Here is a 21,631-nt window from a genome sequence, read left to right as displayed (position 1 = left end):
GCCCCACCGCCCGGCGTCGGCGCCGATCGTGCCGCACGGCGGCGGCCAGGTCGTATGGTCGTACATCAGGCCACCGCCTTCCCCGTCGCGGCCGGGACCCCGGCGACGACACCGAGCAGTCCCGCGTGGTCGACCACACCGAGGCACCGGCCGTCCTCGACGACCCGCGCGTTCTCGCCCGTGCGGGCGACGGCCTCGATGGCCTCGTGGACGGTGGCGCCGGGGGCGAGCGCGGGGCCGGCGTCGGACTCGCCGATGAGAGCGGGGCGCATGGCCGAGCGCACGGTCAGCACCTGCTCGCGCGGCACGTCGCGGACGAAGTCCCTGACGTAGTCGTCGGCGGGTGCTCCGACGATTTCCTCCGGCGTGCCGAGCTGCACGATCCGGCCGTCGCGCATCAGCGCGATGCGGTCGCCGAGCTTGAGCGCCTCGTTCAGGTCGTGCGTGATGAAGACCATCGTGCGGCCCTCCTCCCGGTGGAGGCGTACGACCTCCTCCTGCATGTCGCGGCGGATGAGCGGGTCCAGCGCGCTGAACGGCTCGTCGAAGAGCAGGACTTCGGGGTCGACGGCGAGTGCGCGGGCAAGGCCCACGCGCTGCTGCTGGCCGCCGGACAACTGGCTCGGCCTGCGGTGCTCCATGCCGTCCAGGCCGACCTTGGTGACGAACTCGGCCGCGCGGTCACGGCGTTCGCCGCGTCCCACGCCCTGGATCTCCAGCCCGTAGGCGATGTTGTCGAGCACCGTCCGGTGCGGCAGCAGCCCGAAGTGCTGGAAGACCATCGCCGCCCGGTGCCGGCGCAGCTCGCGGAGCCGGCCGGTGTCCATGGACAGCACGTCCTCGCCATCGATGGAGATCGTGCCCGAGGTCGGTTCGATGAGCCGGGTGAGGCAGCGTACGAGCGTCGACTTGCCCGAGCCGGACAGGCCCATGACGACGAAGACCTCGCCCTTGCGGACGTCGAAGGAGACGTCGCGGACCGCGGCGGTGCAGCCGGTGCGCTCGCGCAGCTCGGCGGCGTCGAGGGCGGCGAGTTCCCCGTCGGCGGGCACGCGGTCGGCCTTCGGGCCGAAGACCTTCCACAGGTTGCGTACCGAGAAGACGGCCTCCGCGTCGGCTGCGGGTGTCTGCGGCGGGTTCGTGGTGTGCGTCGGGGTCGTGGTGTGCGGCGGAGTGTTCATCGGGCGGTACCTCCCAGCAGGTCGGCGCATTTCTCGCCGACCATGAGCACGCCGATCATGGGGTTGACGGCGGTCATGGTGGGGAAAACGGACGCGTCGGCGATCCGGATGCCGGTCAGGCCCCGGATCGTCAGATCGGGTGCGACGACAGCGAGTTCGTCGTCGACGGCTCCCATCCGGCAGGTGCCGGCCGGGTGGTAGACGGTGTGCGCGACCTGGCGGGCGTACGCACTGAGTTCCTCGTCGGAGGTCACCTCGGGCCCGGGGCACACCTCGCGCGCCAGCCATCCGGCCAGCGGTTCGCTCGCCGCGATCCGCCGGGCGATGCGGATGCCGTCGACGAGGGTCCGGCCGTCGTAGTCGTCCTCGTCGGTGAAGTACCGGAAGTCGAGCGCGGGCTTGACCTCGGGGTCGGCGCTCGTCAGGTAGAGCCGGCCGCGGCTGCGCGGCTTGGGGATGTTCGGGGTCATCGACACGCCGTGCGCGGGCCGTTCGTACCCCAGGCGCTCCGGATTGTCGGTGAAGGGGATCTGGTAGAAGTGGAACATCAGGTCCGGGCCCTCGGACGCCGGGTCGCGGCGGACGAACAGGCCGGCGTCGGAGTCCATCGCGGAGTTCTCCGGGATCGGACCGTGCGTCTCCCACACGATGACCGACTCGGGGTGGTCGAGCAGGTTCTCCCCGACGCCCGGCAGGTCGTGCACGACGGGGATGCCGAGCTTCTCCAGGTCGGCGCGCGGCCCGATGCCCGAGTGCAGCAGCAGGCGCGGGGTGTCCACGGCACCGGCGCACACCAGGACCTCGCGCCGGGCGCGTACGACGTGCTCCGCACCCTCCTTGGTACGGATGTGCACGCCGGTGGCGCGGGTGCCCTCCAGCTCCAGCCGGTACGCCCAGGTCTCCAGGGCGATGTGCAGGTTCGGCCGGTCCAGGAACGGGTGCAGGTAGGCGACGGAGGCGGACGACCGCTTGTTGGTCTCCGGGTGGTAGGCGAGGTCGAAGAAGCCGGCACCCTCGTGGAAGGGGGCCCTGTTGAAGCCCTCGACGCGCGGCACACCGAGCGCGGCCTGCGCCGCGTCGACGAAGTCCCGGGCGATGGCGTTCCGGTCCGCCTCACCGACGGGGACGACGTTGTTGCGCAGCCGGGCGAAGAACGGATCCATGGCTGCCGCGTCCCACCCCTCGGCGCCGGCCTCGGCCCACTCGTCCCAGTCGGAGGGGAGCGGCTTGAACGCGATGAGGGTGTTGTGCGAGGAACAGCCGCCGAGCACCCGAGCACGGCTGTGGCGGATGTGCGAGTTGCCCCGGGGCTGCTCGGTGGTGGGGTAGTCGTAGTCCAGCTCGCCGCCGAGCAGGCCCATCCAGCGGCGCAGGGTGAGGACGTCGTCACGGCCGACGTCGCTGGGGCCGCCCTCGATGACGGCGACGCTGACGTCGGGGTCCTCGGTCAGCCGGGAGGCGATCACGGAACCCGCGGTGCCGCCGCCGACGACGACGTAGTCGTACACGTGCTGGTCGTTCATGCCCGGTCCTTCGCCGTCGTGCCCGCGAACCAGCGCACGGGGCGCGGAGCGAGGTTCTGGTAGATGTGCTTGGCCTCGCGGTATTCGGCGAGACCGCCGGGGCCCAGTTCGCGGCCGATGCCGGACTTCCCGAAGCCGCCCCACTCGGCCTGCGGCAGGTAGGGGTGGAAGTCGTTGATCCAGACGGTGCCGTGGCGCATCAGGGCGGCGACCCGCCGGGCGCGGTGTTCGTCGGAGGTCCACACCGCGCCGGCGAGGCCGTACTCGGTGTCGTTGGCGAGGGCCACGGCCTCCTCCTCGGTGCGGAAGGTCTCCACGGTGAGGACGGGGCCGAAGACCTCCTCGCGGACGACCCGCATGCCGCGGTGGCACCGGTCCAGGACCGTGGGCCGGAAGAAGTAGCCGGGACCGGCCGGCTTCTCGCCGCCCGCACGCAGCTTCGCGCCCTCGGCGAGGGCGGAGGCCACGTACGCCTCGGTCCGCGCCAGCTGTGCCGCGGAGACGAGCGGGCCGCACTCGACGCCCTCGTCGGTGCCGCGTCCCAGCCGGATCAGTTCGGCCCGGCGGGCGAGCTCGTCGACGAAGCGGTCGCGCAGCGGCTCCTCGATGATGAGGCGGGAGCCGGCGGAGCAGACCTGTCCGCTGTGGATGAAGGCGGCGTTGAGTGCCTGGTCGACGGCGGTGTCGAAGCCCTCGGGCGTCGAACACGCATCGTCGAACACGACGTTGGGGTTCTTGCCGCCCAGTTCGAGGGCGACCTTCTTGACGCTGTCGACGGCCGCCCTGGCGACCTTCGTACCGCTGACGAGACCGCCCGTGAAGGAGACGAGGTCGACGTGGGGGTGCTCGGCGAGCCGGGCGCCGACCGTGTCGCCGGGACCGGTCACGATGTTGGCCGCACCGAGCGGGAGTCCGGCCTCCAGCAGCAACTCGATCAGCACGACGGTGGTCAGCGGGGTGATCTCACTGGGTTTGATCACGAAGGTGTTGCCGGCGGCGAGGGCGGGCGCGATCTTCCAGCTGGCCTGGAGCAGCGGGTAGTTCCACGGCGTGATCAGGGCGCAGACGCCGACCGGCTCGTGCACGACGACGCTGCGGATCTCGTCCGAACCGGCGTCGACGATCCGCCCGCAGTCCTCCTTCTCCACGAGGTCGGCGAAGTAGCGGAAGGCGTCGCGGACGCAGTCGACGTCGACGCGGCCCTCTTCCAGCGTCTTGCCCGCGTCCTGGCTCTCCAGGGCGCCGATCCGCTCGCGGTCGCGCTCCAGCAGGTCGGCGACCCGCCGCAGCAGGGCGGCCCGCTCGGCGACGGGGGTGCGCGGCCAGGCGCCGGCGTCGAAGGCGGCCCGAGCCGCGGCGACCGCGTCGTCGGTGTCCGGTACGCCGCCCTCCGCCACGACCGCGAACGGGCTCGCGTCGACGGGGTCGATGATCTCGCGCGTGGCCCCGGACAGGGCTTCGCGCCACTCTCCGCCCACGTGGATGGTCTGCTGTGGTGCCGTCACGTTGCGTATTGCCTTTCGTTCCTTTGAGTCCCCCTGTCGGTCAGACCGACTTGATCCGGCCGCCTGCCCCGACTCCCGGAATCCATGCGCAATGCATTGCGGAGAGTGGCCTGCTTCACTCGCGAAAACGCACCAAATATGGACATGCGACACAAACTTTCGGCGTGAGGGCCGCCACACGACTCGGCTCGGCGCGGTGGACCTTCCGGGCTCACCCATTCGGAGTACGTCACCCGTAGGGCGACGGGTCACGTGTTTGCGCAGGTCGGGTTCGTCGGCAGCCGGGCGCCAAGGGGGTGGGGCGGATCCGCCCGCAGGCAGCGCACCGGGGATGCCGATTACCTGGCAGCACGCTTCCGGCGGACAGAAGGAGGAGCTCATGGCCAAGCAAGGCAGGACGAAAGCCGCCTCGCCCGCAGCTGCGACGGCGAGGGCGAAACTGGGACAGGCCGTCGCCGATGTCGACCGTGTGCTGGGGCTGCAGGAGATGCAGGCCGACGAGGGTGCCGGGGCTGCGATCGCCGGCTTCCACAGCACCCAATCGGTCGGTTGCAGCACCTACAGCGTGGCCTGCGGCGGCGGCCGAACGGTGCAGATGTGATTCCGGAGGTACAGCTCGTCCGCCGGGGCCGCCTGCGCCGCCCCGGCGGATGAGCACCCGTGGAGCAGCAGGCGGCCATGGCCGCCCACCACCTCTTCGGCCTCGTCGACAACCGGCACTACGAGCCGTTGTCCCGCCGCGCCATCACCCCTCAGTACCGCGACGCTCTTCAGCGGCTGCTGCCGGACACCTGGACTCTGGAACGCGGTGACGTGTGGCTGCACGCCCGGATGGCGGCGGGCTCGGCGGGCGCCTCTCGGCGGACGACCCCACCGCCCACCCAAGGCTTCAAGATCCACGTGTCCTCCGCCCCCGCGCACACCTTGCGACTGTTCGAGCTCGTCGTACCCGCGTGCGTGGAGAACGGCGTCGAGTTCAAGTCCGCCGCCGACCCGGTGATGCTGGGCGTGATCAACTCGAAGACCCAGGAACGCGGTTTCTCGGGCAAGTTCATGACGATCTATCCGCCCGACGAGGATGTCTTCGTCAGCCTGATCGAGACCCTGTACCGGCGGACGGTCGGCGAAAAGGTCGAGGGCCCCTACGTCCTGTCGGACCGCCGCTACCGGGACAGCAAGGTCCTCTTCTACCGGTACGGAGGCTTCCGGCCACCCCGGCGGCTCAACATCGACGGCACGCAGAGCACGTTCCTGGTCTCCCCCGACGGCTCGTACGTGGCCGACGAACGGCTGCCGTACTTCCGGCTGCCCCCTTGGGTACGCGACCCCTTCGCCGAGGAACCGGCGAAGGATTCCGCGGAACGCCCCGCCGGGGAACCGGCCGCCCCCCTCCTGAACGGCCGCTACCGCATCGAGGGCGCCCTGACGTTCTCCAACGCCGGCGGTGTCTACCACGGCACGGACGACGTCACCCGCGAGCCCGTCGTCGTGAAGGAGGCCCGGCGCCTCACCAACTGCTGGACGGCCGGAGACCACACGGTCGACTCGGTCGACATGCTGCGCCACGAGTACGACGTACTGCGCCGGCTGGAAGGCCTGGAGTTCGTTCCGCGGCCGGTCGACCTCTTCCAGGAGTGGGAGCACACCTTTCTGGTCGAGGAGCGCGTGGAAGGCATCGCGTTCCACGACTTCTGGGCGCAGGACGACGTCATCCTCGCGCCGTACATCCGCCGGGAAGGCCGGGTGGAACGGTTCGTCCCGCGCTTCCGCAAGGTCGTCGGCCGCCTGATCCACATGATCGAGGAGGTGCACGCACGCGGAGTGGTCCTCGGCGACCTGTCGCCGAACAACGTCCTGATCGACACCGAGACGCTCCGGATGCGGTTCATCGACTTCGAGAGCGCGGTCCACGAGGACGACGAGGCGGCGCTGCTGACCTACGGCACGCGCTGGGGCACCCCCGGATTCATCCACCCGGACCGCGCCTCCCGAGACAGGCTCCTCCCCTGCGACGACTGGTACGCCGCGGCCATGCTGCTCTACAGCAGCGTCGTACCCGCCACCGCGTTCTTCGCCCTCAACCCCTTTGCACAGGAGCTCTTCCTCGGCGAACTCGTCGCTCTGGGGGTCCCCGCCCAGGTGAGTTCCATCGTGTCGTGCCTGACCGCCGGCCGGGTGGAAGAGGCGAAATCCGTCCTCGCCGACTGGGAGGAGGGGTGACGCCATGACGCCTCTGACGAGCGACACCCTCGCGGCCGAAGGGGGCCTCCCGGCCCACCCGGACGCGGAAGTACGGCGCACCCTCGACGGCATCGCCGACACCCTGCTCCGCACCTACGACGGCCGGCGCACCGACCGTCTCTGGCCCGCGGACTACATGGTGTTCATGACGAACCCGCTCAGCGTGGCCTATGGCGCCTGCGGGCCGGCCCTGTTGCTCCGTTCCGCGACGAGCGCCCGGGAGCCCGCAGCCGCACTGCCCGCCGAAGTGGCCTCCTGGATGCTGGGGCAGCCCCTCGGCACGGACACCTATCCGCCCGGGCTGTACGTCGGGCTGGCCGGCATCGCCTGGGCCTTCCACGATCTCGGCTGGGAGGACAGGGGCGAGGCCGTGATGGCGATGCTCTACGAATCGCCGCTGCTGTACGACGAACCGGGCATGTTCCTCGGAGTCGCCGGGTGGGGGCTGGCCTCCCTGCGCTTTCACGTGAGGACCGGGAAGCAGGTCCACCTCGACCGTGCCGTGCAGGCGGGGGAAGAGCTGCTCAGGACCGCGCAGCAGGAGGGCGACACCTGTTACTGGCGGTCCTCCCACGACGGCAGCGTCCACTACGGATACGGCCACGGTGCGAGCGGCGTCGCCCTCTTCCTCCTCCACCTGCACCTGCTGACCGGCGACGCCCGCTTCCGGGCGTACGCCGTCCGCGCGCTGGAGTTCGATCTGGCCCATGCGAGCGAGAGCGGTCTCGGCCTGCAGTGGCAGCGGGTCCAGGACGACCCCGTCATGTACCCGTACTGGATTCACGGGGGCGCCGGCGTCGGCAGCGTGCTGGTCCGGTTCCACGACCTGCTCGGCATCGAGCGCTACGGCGATCTCGCGCGACGGGTGGCGGACGACACCTTCGTCAAGTACTCCTACAGCCCCGGTCTCTTCGAGGGCCTGGCCGGAATCGGCGAGTTCATGCTGGACATGTACTCCTTCACCGGCGAGCGGGAATACCGGGACAGAGCTCGCGACATCGCCGGAACAATCCTGTGGTTCAGGGTCGAGAACGAGCACGGCATCGCGTTCCCCGGCCGCTGGCTCAACCGGATCGCCCACGACTACGCGACCGGCTCGGCGGGGATCGGCATGTTCCTCTCCCGCCTCGTGTCCCCGAGCGAACGCGCCTTCGTCGACCTCTGACGGCCTTGAGTCCGGGTCCACGGTGCGCAGGCGCCGGCCGCTGTCGCGCCGTGCTCAGCACCCGGATCCGGTTGTAGACGGTGGCCCCGCGGACGGGGGGCGGACCGGGTTGCGGACTGTCTGACCGGACATCCATCCTCTCCCGGACCCCACCGGGACGCTATAAGCTTAGGCTCACCTAACTCCCGCTGTCACTAGGAGACTTCATGCCCCCGGAGAGCGCCTTCGCCGCATACGGGCTGCCCGGCGAGCCGGGGTCCGAGGAGTTCTGGGCGGCGGCCGCAGGGCCCGGGGCGGTGCCTGCCGAGGGCGGCGGCTGGACGACCCTGTTCGTGTGGCGCGGCTCCGCGGCCGCCCTCACCTTCGAGAGCTGGTCGGACGACGTGCCGCTGCGCCGCTGGCACGGTACGGACTGCTGGTACGCCGAGGTACGGATGCCCGCGCGGCTGCGGGTGACGTACCAGTTCCTCGTGGACGGCACGGCGTACGCCGACCCGCTCAACCCGGCCGGCGCGGGCGGCGACCGGTCCGTCGCCGCCACCCCGGACGCCCCGGCCCAGCCGCACTGGCCGCTCTTCGGCGCCGACGACGTGCTGCCCGTCCCGCGGACCCGGGTCCGCTGGGCCGGCGAACGGCTCGACGGGCGCCGGACCGTACGGGTCCACCCGGTGGGCGGCGGCGGACCGGTGGTGCTGCTGCTCGACGGGGACGACTGGCTGTACCTGCACCCGGCCATGACCGCCTTCGACTCCGCCGTCGCCAGTGGCGAGATGCCGCCCGTCACCCTGGTCTTCCTGCCCACCAGGGACCGGGAGGCCGAGTTCGGGTGCCGGCCGGAGCTGTGGCAGGCGGTCCGGGACGAACTGCTGCCGCTGGTCGCGCAATCCGGCGCTCCCGCGGACGTGGACCGCCTGGTGGTCGCCGGGCAGAGCCTCGGCGGACTGAGCGCGGTGTACGCGGCCCTGGAGTTCCCGGATCTGGTGTCCCGCGTCGCCTGCCAGTCGGGCTCGCTGTGGTGGACACCCGACACAGTGAAATCGGCGGATCCGCTCGGCGGACCGGTCGGCGGCGCGATCGCCGCGCGGCTGCGGGACCGGCCCGACCTGTCCGGCCTGCGGGTCGCCTTCGACGTGGGCGAGCACGAGACCCGGATGCTGCCGCACTGCGCACGGGTCGAGACCCTGGCCGAGCGGGCGGGCGCAACCGTACGGATCTCCCGGTCGCCGTCGGGCCACGACCGCGCGGGCTGGCGCCACGCCCTGCTCCGGGACGTCGCCTGGGCGCTCGCCTAGGCCGTCTCTTTCGGATCTTGCCGGCCCAGTGCCCTTCGGGCGGGGTCAACGGGCCACCGCCAGGCAGTAGTTCTCGTCGCCGGCGAGGAGGTTGCGGTGGGTGTCCTCCGCGGTGATCACGCCGTCGTCCAGGACCAGCACCCGGTCGGCGGCGTCCAGCAGGGCCGGGCTGCTGGTGATCACGACGGTGGTGCGGCCCCGCCGCAGCTCGGCGATGTTGCGCGCGACGATCTGCTCGGTGACCGCGTCCACGGCGGTGGTCGGGTCGTGCAGTACGAGGATGTCGCTGTCGGCGGCCAGGGCCCGGGCCAGCGACAGCCGCTGGCGCTGTCCCCCGGAGAGGTTGGCGCCGCGGTCGCGGACTCCGTGGTCGAGGCCCTCGCGGTGGAGGGCGACGACGTCGGTCAGCATGGAGGCCTCGACGGCCGCCTCGACCGTCCGGCTGGTGCCCGACGGGTCGATGTTCGACCGGAGGGTGCCGGCGAAGATCTCCCCGTCGTACGGGTTCACCAGCATGTGCTCGCGGACCGCCTCGATCGACAGCGCGGCAAGTTCCTCCCCGCTGATCCGCACCGCTCCCTCGTACGCGTGCGGCGGCACCCGCACGGCCAGGATCGCGGCGAGGTCGGCCGCGGCGCGCGGCTGGTAGACGGCGATCGCCACGAACTCGCCGGCGGGCACCTGGAACTTCAGGTCGCGCAGGGCCCCGTACCGGACGCAGTCGATCTCCAGGTCCCCGCCGGCGGCCGGCCGCTCGGGCCCGGGCGTCGCCACCGGTGGCGCGGTCAGCACGAGTGCCATCCGCTCGGCCGACGCGCGCGCCATCATCACGTACTTGGGCATGTCCGAGAACAGCTTCAGCGGTTCCATGATGAACTGCGCGAGCCCCACGGCCATGACGAGCTCCCCGACGGTGATCCGGCCCTCGAAGGCCAGCCGGCCCGCGGTCAGGGTCACGGCTGCGGCGAGGGCCGCGTTGAGGGCCATCGCGGTGCCCGCGTACGCGCCGTTCACCCCGGCCACGGTGATCGCCTGGTGCTTGGCCTCCGTGCTGACCCTCCGGTAGGAGCGGAAGGCGGCGTGGTTGCCGCCGAAGCCGTGCAGCGGGCGCAGGCCGGTGATCAGGTCGGCGACCTTGGCACCCGCCCGGGCCACCCGGGCCTGCTGTTCGCGGGTGCTGGATCCGATCCGCTTGGACATCACGCTCAGGACGGACAGGATCAGGGCGGTGCCCACGATCACGAGCAGGCCGAGCCGGATGTCGGCCAGCCCCAGGGCGACCGCCGCGACCAGCACCGCGACCAGTGAGCTGATCAGCAGGGGCACCACCTCGATGATGTCGGCCGTCTGGTCGGCGTCCTCGGTGGCGATGGTCAGCACCTCGCCGGACTTGAGGCCGGCGTCCCGGGCGACGGGCTCGAGCCCGCAGTCCGCGACCCGCACCCGCCAGCGGTGCGCCTCGGTCGTGTTGGCCTTCTGCAGGATGCGCATGCCGAACCGCCACGACAGGGACACGGTCGTGATGATCACGGCGAGTACGCCGATCGAGAGGGCGAGCGCACCGGGGCTGCGGTCCTGCATCGTGTGCTCGACGATCAGGCCGAGCGCGATCGGGAACGCGGTCTCACCGGCCTGGTACAGGCCCATGAGGACGGTGCCCCCGGCCATGGCGCCGATGTTGCGGCGCAGGGCGGTCTTGAGGATGTCGGACCCCGGTCGGGGCCGCTGCGCGTCAGGAGTTTTCATCGAGGTGGCGGGCAATCATTTCCGGGGTTCGCAGGGTGAACAGGTCACGGACCGTGATCACAGGACCGTACTCCCGGCGGAGCAGGCCGATGAGCCGCACCGCCAGCATGGAGTGCCCTCCGAGGGACACGAAATCGCTCAACGCGCTCACCTCGTCGTCGTCCAGGTCGAGTGCTTCGGCGAAGAACTCGCACACCACGGTCTCGGTCCCGGTCCGCGGTCCGCGCTCCCCCGCCGTGGTCAGTGTGCCGAGCGGCCGGGCCTCCGGCAACGCCTTGGTGTCCGCCTTGCCGTTGACGGTCAGCGGAATGCGGTCGACCTCGGCGTAGTGCGTCGGGCGCAGGAAGTCCGGCAGGGCGGCGCCCACCTCGGCGGCGACCGTCGCGAGGTCGGAGCCGTCCAGGACGAGGTAGGCGGCGAGCCGGTGGGCTCCGTCGACCTGCGGGTCGGGCTGGGCGACCGCGGCGGTGAACCGGACCGCCGGGTGCGCGGCGAACGCGGCCTCGACCTCACCTAGTTCGACGCGGTGTCCGCGGATCTTGACCTGCTGGTCGGTGCGGCCCAGGTACATGAGGTTCCCGTCGGACCGCCGGACCACCAGGTCCCCGGTGCGGTACATGCGTGCGCCGGGTGCGCCGAACGGGCAGGCCACGAACCGGTCCGCGGTCTGGGCGGGCTGCCCGAGGTAGCCGCGCGCGATGCCGGTGCCGGCCACGTACAGCTCGCCGGGGACCCCGTCCGGCAGGGGCCGCAGCCACGGGTCCAGGACGTACACGTCCGTGTTGTCGATGGCCACGCCGACCACCGGGTCCTGGCATTCGAAGGTGCCGACGCCCAGGGTGTTGATGGTGTACTCGGTGGGTCCGTACAGGTTGTAGCCGACGGTCCCCTCGGTCTCGGCGAGCCGCTGCCACAGGGTCGGGGTGACCGCCTCGCCGCCCAGCAGGACCAGCGCCGGCCGCCGCCCGGGGTTGTCGAGCAGGCCCTCGGCCACCAGCTGCTGGGCGTAGGTCGGCGTCACGTTGATGACGTCGATGCCGTGCTCCAGGCAGTACTCGACCAACCGGGGGGCGTCGCGGCGCAGTTCCTCGTCGCAGATGTGCACCTCGTGGCCGTCGGCGAGCCAGAGCAGTTCCTCCCACGACATGTCGAAGGCGAAGGACACGGTGTGGGCGATGCGGAAGACCCGGTGGTCGTGCTCGGCCAGCACCGGTTCGAAGATCCGGCGCTGGTGGTTGACGAGCATGTTGGTGAGCCCGGCGTACTCGGTCACCACGCCCTTCGGCCGCCCGGTCGATCCGGAGGTGTAGATCGTGTACGCGGGGTGGCGCAGGCGGTCCGGGTCGTCCGGGGCGAAGGTCACGTACGGTTCGGCCTCGGGCAGGGGCCGGTCCAGCTCGATCAGGTCGCCGGTCAGCCGGGGCGACACGGCGCTGACGGTGAGGATCACGTCCGGGCGGGCGTCGGCCACGATGGCGGCGATCCGCTCGTCCGGGTGGTCCAGCTCCAGGGGTACGTACGCGGCGCCCACGCGCAGTACGGCGAACAGCGCGACGATCGAGTCGAGGGAGCGCGGGATCGCGAGGGCCACCGTCGTCTCGGGTCCGATGCCGCGCGCGGCGAGCACGCCCGCCACCTCCCGGCTGCGGTCCCGGAGCCGGCCGAAGGTCATGGTCCGGCCGTGGGCGACGAGCGCGAGCCGCTGCGGGTCCCGGTCGGCCGCCCGGTCGAACCGGTCGACGACGGTGTCCGTCCCGATGTCCGTGCGGGCGGTGGCCCCGGGCTCCGGCCCCGGGCCGGGCAGCGCGCCCACCGGTCCGGTCCACGTGGTCAGGTCCGCGAGCAGGGTCAGATAGTCGTCGAGCAGGCGCCGGGCGGCCGCGGTGTCGTGGTCGCGGTACTCCAGCTTGACGGTGAGCCGGTCGCCGGGGGTGACGACCCAGGTGAACGGGTAGTGCGTGGAGTCGTCGGCCCGTACGGCGGTGATGCCGTGCCGGGCGTTCATCTCGGCGAACGCATCCATGTCCAGGAAGTTCTGGAGTACGAACAGGTTGTCGAAGAGGGTGTCGTGTCCGCCGGCCCGCTGGATCTCGCCGAGCCCGAGGTGCTCGTGCTCCATCGCCTCGACGCGGGCCGCCTGTACGGCCGTCAGGTAGTCCCGGACCGTGTCGTACGGCCGGGCCCGCGTCCACATCGGCACCGTGTTGAGCAGCACGCCGACGACCTCGGAGAGGTCCTCGCCCTCGCGGCCGGAGACGGTGACGCCGAAGACGGCGTCGGCGCGGCCCGTGTGCGCGCCCAGCAGCAGGCCGAACGCGCCGGTCAGTACCGAGTTCAGGGTGACGCCGTGCGTCCGGGCCACCTCCCGCAGGCGCTCCGAGTGTTCGGCGGGGAGTCTGTGCACGAGGGTCCGCGGCAGGTCGTCGACCAGGGCCGGGGTCGGTCCGGCGAGCAGCGTGGGGCCGGGGAGGCCGGTCAGGTGCTGCGCCCAGAAGCGTTCCGAGACGGCCGGGTCCCTGGCGTCGAGTGCCCGGGCGTGGTCCTCGAAGCTCGGTGTGGCCGGGGCCGGGGGTGTCAGCGCGCCCGCGACGGCGGCCTCGTAGGCGTCGAAGAGGTCCCGCAGCACGATTTCGCGGGACCAGCCGTCCCACAGCAACAGGTGGTAGCTCAGCAGCAGGCCGTCGCGGCCGTCGGGCAGCCGCACCACGGTCAGGCGGATCAGCGGCGGCTCACCCGGGTCGAATCCGGTGTCGCGGTCCCGGGCGAGCAGGGCGTCGACCTCCTCGTCCGTCGCGAGGTCGATCGTCCGGACGCCGACCCGTCGGCCCGCGCCGAGGACCTGGACGGCCCTGCCGTCGTCGTCGGTGGTGAAGCCGGCGCCGACGACCGGGTGGCGGGCGATCACCCAGGCCATCGCCTCGGCGAGCGCGTCGGTGTCCAGGCGCCGGTCGAAGGTGAACCAGCTCTGCGCGACGTAGTGCCCGGCCGGGCCCGCCAGTTGCGCCTGGAAGAACAGGCCGCGCTGGAGCGGGGTGACCGGCGCCGTGCGCTCGGCCGTCGTGGCGGCGTCCGCGATGTGTTCCAGTGCGGCGCGCCAGTGGGCGGTTATCTCGTCGGGTATGCCCTCGGCGAGGGTGAAGACCGCGTGCAGGCTTCCGGTGGCGGCGTCCGTCCACGCGTTGACCTCGACGGCGTAGGGGCTCCCCGGGTCGGCGCCGGTGATGTGGAGCGCCTGCGACTCGCTGCCCCGGCCCAGGTAGTTGAACAGCACCTGGGGCCGGGCGGTGAGCAGCGGGGCCGTCTGCGGGTTGAGGTACCGGAGCCGGCCGTACGCGAGGTGCGCGTGCTCGTCCGGCCGGCGTTCGGCGACCTCGCGGGCCGCCGCGACGGGGTCGGTGTGCGCCGTGAGCCTTACGGGGGCGATGGAGGTGAACCAGCCGACGGTGCGGGTGTAGTCGTGGTGGGGCAGCGCCGGGACCCGGCCGTGCCGCTCCAGCTCGATCGCGAGATCGGTGGGCGAGGTCTGGACGTGGGTCAGTGCGGTGCGCAGGGCTCCGCACAGCAGCTCGGTGAGGCCGACGCCGAGTGCGGCGGGCGCGGTGCGCGTCACGTGGTCGCTGACCGCGGGCGGGAGCACGACCGTGGTGTCCCGCAGCCTTTGGGCCACGGGCAGCAGCGGCGGTGCCTGGAGGGTGGTGATCCAGCGCCCGAGGCCGTCGGTCCCGTGGGCGGACCGGTGGGCCAGTGCCTGCGCGTACGCGGCGTACGAGGTGGTGGGCGGCGGGAGCGGCGTCCCGCGCAGGGCGGTGGTGATGTCGTCCAGCAGGACCAGCCAGGACACGGCGTCGACGGCGAGGTGGTGCACGGTGACCACGAGGGTCCGGCTCGCCTCCAGCCAGGAGAAGGCGATGACGTCCCCGGTCTCGGGGTCGAGCCGGCCGGCGGCCTCGTCGGCGGCGGTCGTCGCGTCGGGCGCCTCGCTCCGTACGACGGTGACAGGGCGGGCGGGTTCGGTGCGCAGGGCCCACACCCCGTGCTCGACCAGCAGTCGCAGCCGCAGGGCCGGGTGGGCGGCGACCACCGCGTCCGCGGCGCGCGCGGCGTCCGCGAAGCCGGTGCCCTCGGCCGTGACCAGGGCCCTGGCCTGGGCGAACCGGGCGAGTGAGCCGCCGAGTTCGCGCTGGCGCAGGATGATCGGGGTCGGCGTCAGGGGGCCGTCCTCGGCGGGTTCGAGTGCGGCTGCGTCGGGCGCCGCGGCCTGCGGGGTGCCGGTCGCCGGGTGCGCGGCGAGCGCGCGCGGTGTCCTGAGCAGGAACACGTCCCGCGGGGCGATCGCGAGGCCCAGCGCCCGGGCCCGGTTGACGACGGTGATGGCGAGGATGCTGTCGCCGCCGGCCCGGAAGAAGTCGCTGTCGGCGTCCACAGCGGTGCCGGGGAGGGTCTCGGTGAAGATGTCGACCAGTGCGGTGAGGGCGGAGCAGGTCGTGGCGGCCGCCGGGGTCCGGGGCGTGTCGCGCGGCACGTCGTGGGATGCGGCGTGCTCGGTGAGGGCCTTGCGGTCCAGTTTGCCGTTGACGGTCAGCGGCAGGGCGTCGATCGGCAGGACCAGGCCGGGGACCATGTGCACGGGCAGTTTCGGGGCGAGCAGGCCGGCGAGGTCGTCGGGCACCCGCCCGACGACGTGCGCGACGAGGTGGTCGCCGCTCGCGGCCACGGTGACGGCCGCGTCGACCACGCCGTCGAGCTCCCTGATCGCGGACTCCACCTCGCCGGGCTCGATGCGGAAGCCCTTGAGCTGCACCTGGTCGTCGGCGCGGCCGGTGAACTCCAGCTCGCCGTCGAGCGTCCGGCGGGCCAGGTCGCCCGTGTGGTACATGCGGGAGCCGTCGCCCGCGAACGGGTCCGCGACGAAGCGGCCCGCGGTGAGGGCCGGCCGGCCCAGGTAGCCGAGGGAGACCTGGTCCCCGGCGACGTAGATGGCGCCCACCCGGCCCGGCGGGACGGGGCGGAGTCGGTCGTCGAGCAGATGGGTGACCAAGCCGGGGATCGGGCCTCCGATCGGGCTGGCGTCGGCTCCGTGGCGGAAGTCCTCCTCGGTCAGGATCCGGTGGGTGACGTGCACGGTGGTCTCGGTGATCCCGTACATGTTGACCAGCTGGGGCGAGGCGGTGCCGTGCCGCTCGGCCCAGGCGCGCAGCCGCCCGAGGTCCAGCGCCTCGCCGCCGAAGATGATGCGGCGCAGGGCGGTGGCCGGCTCGCCGGCGTGCCGGTCGGCCTCGATGAACCGGTAGAAGGCCGACGGGGTCTGGTTGAGGACGGTCACCCCGCGCTCGCGCACCAGGCGGTGGAAGTCGACCGGGGAGCGGGTCAGACCGTACTCGGGGACGAGCAGTTCACCGCCGTGCGCGAGTGCGCCCCACAGTTCCCACACGGCGAAGTCGAAGGAGTACGAGTGGAACTGGACCCACACGTCGTGGGGGCCGAACTCCATGTCGGGCCGGGTGTTCGCGAGCAGGGTCACCACGCTGTTGTGCGGGACGACCACGCCCTTGGGCCGGCCGGTCGAGCCCGACGTGTAGATCACGTACGCGGGATCGTGCGGGCCCGCCCCGGGCGCGGCGGTGTCCCGAGCCTCCCGCGGCGCCGGCTCCTCGCCCTGTACGAGCACGCGGGCCGCGACGCCCGCCCGGGCCAGCAGCCGCGTGAACCGGTCCCGGTGCTCCCGGTCCACGAGCACGACCTGCGGGGCCGCGTCGGCCAGGACGTATTCCAGCCGTCCGTCCGGGTAGGCCGGGTCCAGGGGTACGTAGGCCCCGCCCGCGGTGACGATCGCGACCAGGGCGACGACCTGTTCGAGGGAGCGCGGGACGGCGACGGCGACCCGTTCGCCCGGCCGGACTCCGGCGGCGCGCAAGGTGGAGGCCAGCTCGTCCTTCGCGGCGGCCAGTTCGCCGTAGGTCAGAGACCGGGCACTGCCGTCGAGGGCGCACTGGGTGACGGCGGTGGCGGCCGGATCGCGGTGGGCGGCGGCGTCGAAGAGTGCGCCGAGGGTCGTCGGGGCGGTCTGTACGGGGGGCCGGGTGCCGGTGGGCGCGAGCTCGTCGACGAGGGCGTCGGGCCGCGTCAGCAGGCCGTCCAGGGTGCGGGTGAAGGTGTGCAGGATCCGCCGGGCGGTCGCCTCGCGCAGCAGCGCGCCGTCGTGGATCAGGTTGAAGCGCGGGCGGCCGTCGAGCGCCCGCTCCACGACGAGGGTCAGGGGGTAGTGCGGGGCGCCCTCGTTCACGATGCCGGTGACGGCGAGGGTGTCCTCGGGCCGGCGCAGACCTGCCACGTCGGTCGCCACGTCGAACACCACCAGGGTGTCGAAGAGGGGGCCGGCGCCGCTCCGGCGGCTGATGCGCGCCAGGGAGACGTGCTGGTGCGCCAGCACCGCGCTCTGGTGTTCGCGCACCGAGTCGAGCAGGTCGCGCGCGGTGGTGGTGGCGGCCCACCGGGCGCGTACGGGGATGGTGTTGATGAACAGACCCACCATGTCCCCGATGCCGGGGACGTCCGCGTCGCGCCCGGAGACCGTGGAGCCGAAGACGACGTCCCTGGAGTGCAGGAGGCCGCCCAGGGTCACCGCCCAGGCGCTGTGCACGGCCACGCTGAGCGGTACGCCGGCGGTCCGGGCGGCCTCGTCGATGTCGCCCTCCGGCGGTGCGGAGGTGTCGTCGAACCGGTCGGACGGGGTGTGCCCCTCGGCGACCAGCGAGGGGCCGGGGAGCCCGGCCAGTTCCTCGCCCCAGATCCGGTCGCTCTCGTCCTCGTCGCGCTCGGCGAGCCAGCGCACGTAGTCGGTGAAGCCGCCGAGCGGGTACACGGTCCCGGGTGCGTGGTACTCGGCCAGCAGCGCGCGGAGCATCGGCGGCACGGACCAGCCGTCGGCGATGATGTGGTGCACGGTCTGCACCAGGACGCTGCGCCCGGGGCCCGTGCGGATGAGCGTGTAGCGCATCAGCGGACCGGTGGCCAGGTCGAACCCGGCGCGGCGGTCCCGCTCGGCGTGCTCGCGGATCTCCTCGTCGGTGATGCCGGGTCGGTCCAGGGTGGTGAACGGGGCCGCCACCCCGTCCTCCAGTACGGAGACCACCCGGCCGTCGGCGAGGGCCACGAACCGCGCGGCCAGGTTGGGGAACAGGGTGAGCAGCCGGGTGGCCGCCGCGGCGAGCCGGTCGGCGTCCACCTCCCCGTCCAGGGTCAGCAGCTGCTGTTCGACGTAGCTGCCCGCGGAGTCGTCGTCGAAGACCGAGTGGAAGTACAGGCCTTCCTGGAGCGGGGTCAGCGGCAGGACGTCCCGCAGCGCCGGGCCGTCCAGTTCGTCGACGTCGGCCTGGGTGAGCGTCGAGAGGGCGAAGTCGCTGGGCGAGTGGCCGCCCGTGTCGAGCGAGGCCAGCCCGGCCAGCCCCGTCAGGGCCTCCCGGAAGTACCGGCCGATGGTCTCGATGTCCCCGTCGGTGAGCAGCCCGTCGGGCCAGGAGAGGGTGGTGACCAGTTCGTACGCGCCGCCGGCCGCGGCGGGTTCGGCGATCGCGTTGAACTCCAGGACGCGGGGCAGGCGCATCCTCGGGTCTCGCTTCTCGCCCAACTGGCCTGTGGTTCCGGCGAGTTCCCAGTCGCCGGAGGAGCCCGCGTCGAAGCGTCCCAGGTAGTTGAACAGCACCTGCGGGGCGGGGGCGTCGAAGCCGGTGTCGGCCAAGTGGCGCAGGACGCCGTAGGAGACGCCGTTGCTCGGTACCCGGGCCAGGTCCTCCTTGACCGCCTTGAGGGCGGCGACCAGGTAGTCGGGATCGGTGGGATCGGTGGTCGCGCCGGGGTCGACGGTCACCGGGAACAGGGTGGTGAACCAGCCCACGGTCCGTGACAGTTCCGGCTCGAAGCCGGCGGACTCCGCCACGTACCGGCCTTCGCGGCCGTGGCCCTCCAGCTCGATGTGCGCGAACGTCTGGTCCTGGCCGAGGTCGCGGCGCCACCGGGCGAGGGTGACGGCGAGCGCGGTCAGCAGTACGTCGTTGACGCCCGCGTGGAACCCGGCGGGGATCTCGCCCAGCAGCGCGGCCGTGACGTCGGGGCCGACCGAGAGGGTCGTCGTCCGCTCCCGGGCGACGGTGTCGGCCGCGGACAGTGCGCGCCGGCCGAGCGGCTCGTCCGGCCCCGGCAGGGGGCGCAGGAAATGGTCGCGGTCGGCGTCGAAGCCCGCGCGCGCCAGCAGCTGCGTCCAGCGGCGGAACGACGTGCCCACCGGCGGCAGGTCGATCGGTGCGCCCGAGACGAACCAGCGCCACGCCGTGGAGAGGTCCTCCATCAGGATCCGCCAGGACACGCCGTCGATGACCACGTGGTGCGCGACCAGGACCAGCTGGCGCGCCTCGCGGCGCCAGACGGCGCGCAGCATCACGCCGCCGTCCGGGTCCAGTCCGTCGGTGGCGAGCGCGACGCACTCGTCGAGCGGCCGGTCGCTCTCCTGCCATCGCGCCGCGGCCCGGTCCGCCTCCGGGATCTCGAAGCCCCAGCGCTCGCCGCGCACCAGCTCGGCGCGCAGCATGTCGTGCCGTGCGACCACGGCGGTGAGGATCGCGTCGAGGGCCTCGGCCGTCAGGTCCGCCGGGGTGTTCAGGACCACCGACTGGACGAAGCCGTCGACGGCGTCGGTGGTCCCGCCGAGCCACTGCACGATGGGCGGGCCGACGACGGTGCCGGTGGCGACGTCGCCGTGGTCCACGGCGGCGGCCTCGCGGTCCGCGACCGCCGCCAGCGCGCCCACGACGCTGTGGGTGAAGATCTGGCGGGCCGTGACGTGGAGGCCCACTTCGCGCAGGGCGCTCAGCAGCGAGATCGCCAGGATGCTGTCCCCGCCGAGCCGGAAGAAGTCCTGGTCGACGCCGACCGCGTCGCGTCGCAGGACCGCCGCGACCGCCGCGCACACCAGCCGCTCGTTCTCGGTGACGGGCGGGGCGAGCGCGCCCGCTCCGGTCTCCGGCTCGGGCAGCGCGCCCCGGTCGAGCTTGCCGTTCGCGGTGAGCGGGAATTCCTTCATCACGACGATGTGGGCGGGCACCATGTACTCGACCATGTGGCCGGTGGCCCATTGCCCGACGTCGTCCGCGCGCAGGTCCTCGCTCCCGGCGGCCGGGATCACGTACCCCACGAGGTAGGTGCCGCCCGCCGTGTTCTTCTTCGCGACGACGCAGGTGTGCCGTACCGCGGGGTGCTCCGCGAGGCCGACCTCGACGTCCTCGATCTCCAGCCGCATGCCGCGGATCTTGATCTGGTTGTCGGCGCGGCCGAGGAAGTCCAGCGAGCCGTCCGGGGCGAAGCGGGCGAGGTCACCGGTCCGGTACAGCCGGGACCCGTCCGTGGCGAAGGGGTTCGCGACGAACCGGGCGGCCGTCAGGGCGGGGGCGCCCACGTACCCGCGGCCGAGCAGGAACCCTCCCACGTACAGCTCGCCGCCGACCCCGACCGGGACCGGGCGCAGCTCGTCGTCCAGCACGTACAGCTGGGTGTTGGGGTTGGGCCTGCCGATCGAGGTCGACAGGCGTTCGGCGGCGCCGCGGTAGACGACGTGCGAGACGCCGATCGTCGTCTCGGCGGGGCCGTAGCCGTGGTACATGGGTATGTCGAGCCGGGTGCGGAAGCGTTCGTACAGCTCCGGGGTCAGTACCTCGCCGCCGCACCAGACGTGGCGCAGGCTGTCCAGTCGTCCGGAGTCGCCGGCGATCTCCAGCAGGACGTCCAGCATGGACGACACCAGGTAGGTGAAGGTGACGCGCTGCTCGGCGATCACGCTCAGCAGGTGGTGCGGGTCGCGTTCGCCGCCGGGCCGCAGGACCACCAGCCGGCCGCCGCACACCAGGGGCAGGAAGATCTCGTTGATGGAGATGTCGAAGGACAGCGGCGCCTTGAAGAGCGAGGCGTCGTCGTGGCCGAAGCCCAGGATCTCGTCGACCTGCCAGAGCAGGCGCTCGCTGATCGCCTCGTGGCGGATCATCGCGCCCTTGGGCCGGCCGGTCGATCCGGACGTGAAGATCACATAGGCGAGGGCGTCGCCGGCGACGGTGACTTCGGTGTCCTCACCGGGGTACGCGCCGAAGCGCCAGTCGCCGAGGTCGACGGGCACGGCTTCCGGTTCGTCCGGGGCGTGCTCGGCCGAGGCGGCCAGCTGCAGGACGACGCGGGCGTCGTCGATGACGACGGACCGGCGCGCGGCCGGCCACTGGGGGTCGAGCGGTACGAACGCGGCTCCTGCCCGGAGCACGCCGAGCAGGCCGATGACCATGGCGGCGGAGCGGTCCAGCGAGATGGCGACGACCTGTTCGGCGGTGACCCCTCGTTCGAGCAGGTGGTGGGCCAGCTGGCCGGAGAGTTCGGCCGCCTGGCGATAGGTCAGCGAGCGGTGCTCGTCGACGACGGCGACGGCGTCGGGCCGCAGGCGTGCCTGCTCGCGGAACATCTCCACGATGGTCGGGCGGACCCGCTCCGCCCCGGTGTCGTTCCACCGGGCGAGGGTCGCGAGCCTCTCCTCGATACTGGAGGGGCCGATGGTGGAGACGGGCCGGTCCGGGAAGTCGGCCAGGTCGTCGAGCGCGAGCTGGGCGTCGGCGGGTACGACGCCTTCCGGGACGGTGATGCTCCGGCCGCCCGCGGGGTCCGCGGCGACCTCCCAGCCGGCCGGCCCGGCGCCGCCGCTGTCCGCCCAGCCCAGGACGTCCGCGAACAGCGTGCCCGGGGTGAGCTCCAGGCCGTCGGGGCTGCGGCCCGTCGCCCAGTACGCCAGCCCGATCGCGCACGCCCGGGCGACGGTCGTGTCGCAGTAGTCGCCGGAGCGCCGGCGCACGTCGGCCAGGCGGGTGGGAGAAAGCAGCACGAGGCGAGCGGTCGATTCCGTCATCGAAGGCTCAACGTCCCTTCCAGATCGATAAGTTGACCCAACCGAAAA

At 72.5% G+C, this 21,631-nt stretch carries 9 protein-coding genes; 4 read left to right on the top strand and 5 right to left on the bottom strand.

Annotated elements, in window-relative coordinates:
• Window positions 1-65: 65 nt before the first annotated feature.
• The 3 genes from OG373_RS33130 to OG373_RS33120 are packed head-to-tail and all read right to left on the bottom strand — an operon-like array spanning window position 66 to window position 4,209.
• Window positions 66-1,181 (bottom strand): glycine betaine/L-proline ABC transporter ATP-binding protein, encoded by a 1,116-nt coding sequence (locus tag OG373_RS33130; protein ID WP_405442126.1) that lies wholly within the window; start codon window positions 1,179-1,181, stop codon window positions 66-68.
• Window positions 1,178-2,704: a GMC family oxidoreductase gene (locus OG373_RS33125; protein WP_405442125.1), complete on the bottom strand. Its 1,527-nt coding sequence runs from the start codon at window positions 2,702-2,704 to the stop codon at window positions 1,178-1,180. The genes OG373_RS33130 and OG373_RS33125 overlap by 4 nt, the downstream gene beginning before the upstream one ends.
• Window positions 2,701-4,209, bottom strand: a complete 1,509-nt coding sequence (locus tag OG373_RS33120; RefSeq protein WP_405442124.1) for an aldehyde dehydrogenase family protein — start codon at window positions 4,207-4,209, stop codon at window positions 2,701-2,703. Before OG373_RS33120 ends, OG373_RS33125 begins: the two co-directional genes overlap by 4 nt.
• Window positions 4,210-4,588: 379 nt before the next feature.
• Here OG373_RS33120 and OG373_RS33115 point away from each other — a divergent pair, with 379 nt between their 5' ends.
• The 4 genes from OG373_RS33115 to OG373_RS33100 all read left to right on the top strand — a co-directional run bounded on the left by OG373_RS33115 (window position 4,589) and on the right by OG373_RS33100 (window position 8,907).
• The gene (locus OG373_RS33115) at window positions 4,589-4,810 is read left to right on the top strand and encodes a hypothetical protein (RefSeq protein WP_405442122.1); all 222 of its coding nucleotides are present in this window, start codon (window positions 4,589-4,591) and stop codon (window positions 4,808-4,810) included.
• Between the two features lie 59 nt (window positions 4,811-4,869).
• Window positions 4,870-6,429 (top strand): protein kinase domain-containing protein, encoded by a 1,560-nt coding sequence (locus OG373_RS33110; RefSeq protein ID WP_405442121.1) that lies wholly within the window; start codon window positions 4,870-4,872, stop codon window positions 6,427-6,429.
• Between the two features lie 4 nt (window positions 6,430-6,433).
• The gene (locus tag OG373_RS33105) at window positions 6,434-7,615 is read left to right on the top strand and encodes a lanthionine synthetase C family protein (protein ID WP_405442120.1); all 1,182 of its coding nucleotides are present in this window, start codon (window positions 6,434-6,436) and stop codon (window positions 7,613-7,615) included.
• A gap of 206 nt (window positions 7,616-7,821) precedes the next feature.
• Window positions 7,822-8,907: an alpha/beta hydrolase-fold protein gene (locus OG373_RS33100; protein WP_405442119.1), complete on the top strand. Its 1,086-nt coding sequence runs from the start codon at window positions 7,822-7,824 to the stop codon at window positions 8,905-8,907.
• 45 nt (window positions 8,908-8,952) lie between these two features.
• Here the strand turns inward: OG373_RS33100 and OG373_RS33095 are convergent, their stop codons facing one another.
• A complete protein-coding gene (locus tag OG373_RS33095) occupies window positions 8,953-10,653 on the bottom strand; it encodes an ABC transporter ATP-binding protein (RefSeq protein WP_405442118.1) in 1,701 nt (566 codons plus the stop codon).
• Window positions 10,640-21,583: an amino acid adenylation domain-containing protein gene (locus OG373_RS33090; protein WP_405442117.1), complete on the bottom strand. Its 10,944-nt coding sequence runs from the start codon at window positions 21,581-21,583 to the stop codon at window positions 10,640-10,642. The genes OG373_RS33095 and OG373_RS33090 overlap by 14 nt, the downstream gene beginning before the upstream one ends.
• Window positions 21,584-21,631: the final 48 nt, after the last annotated feature.

Origin of the sequence: Streptomyces avidinii, assembly GCF_045161815.1 — a bacterium.
Taxonomy (GTDB): Bacteria; Actinomycetota; Actinomycetes; order Streptomycetales; family Streptomycetaceae; genus Streptomyces; species Streptomyces avidinii.
Note: the sequence above shows the minus strand (reverse complement) of the source record. Positions and strands in the feature narration are given on the sequence as shown.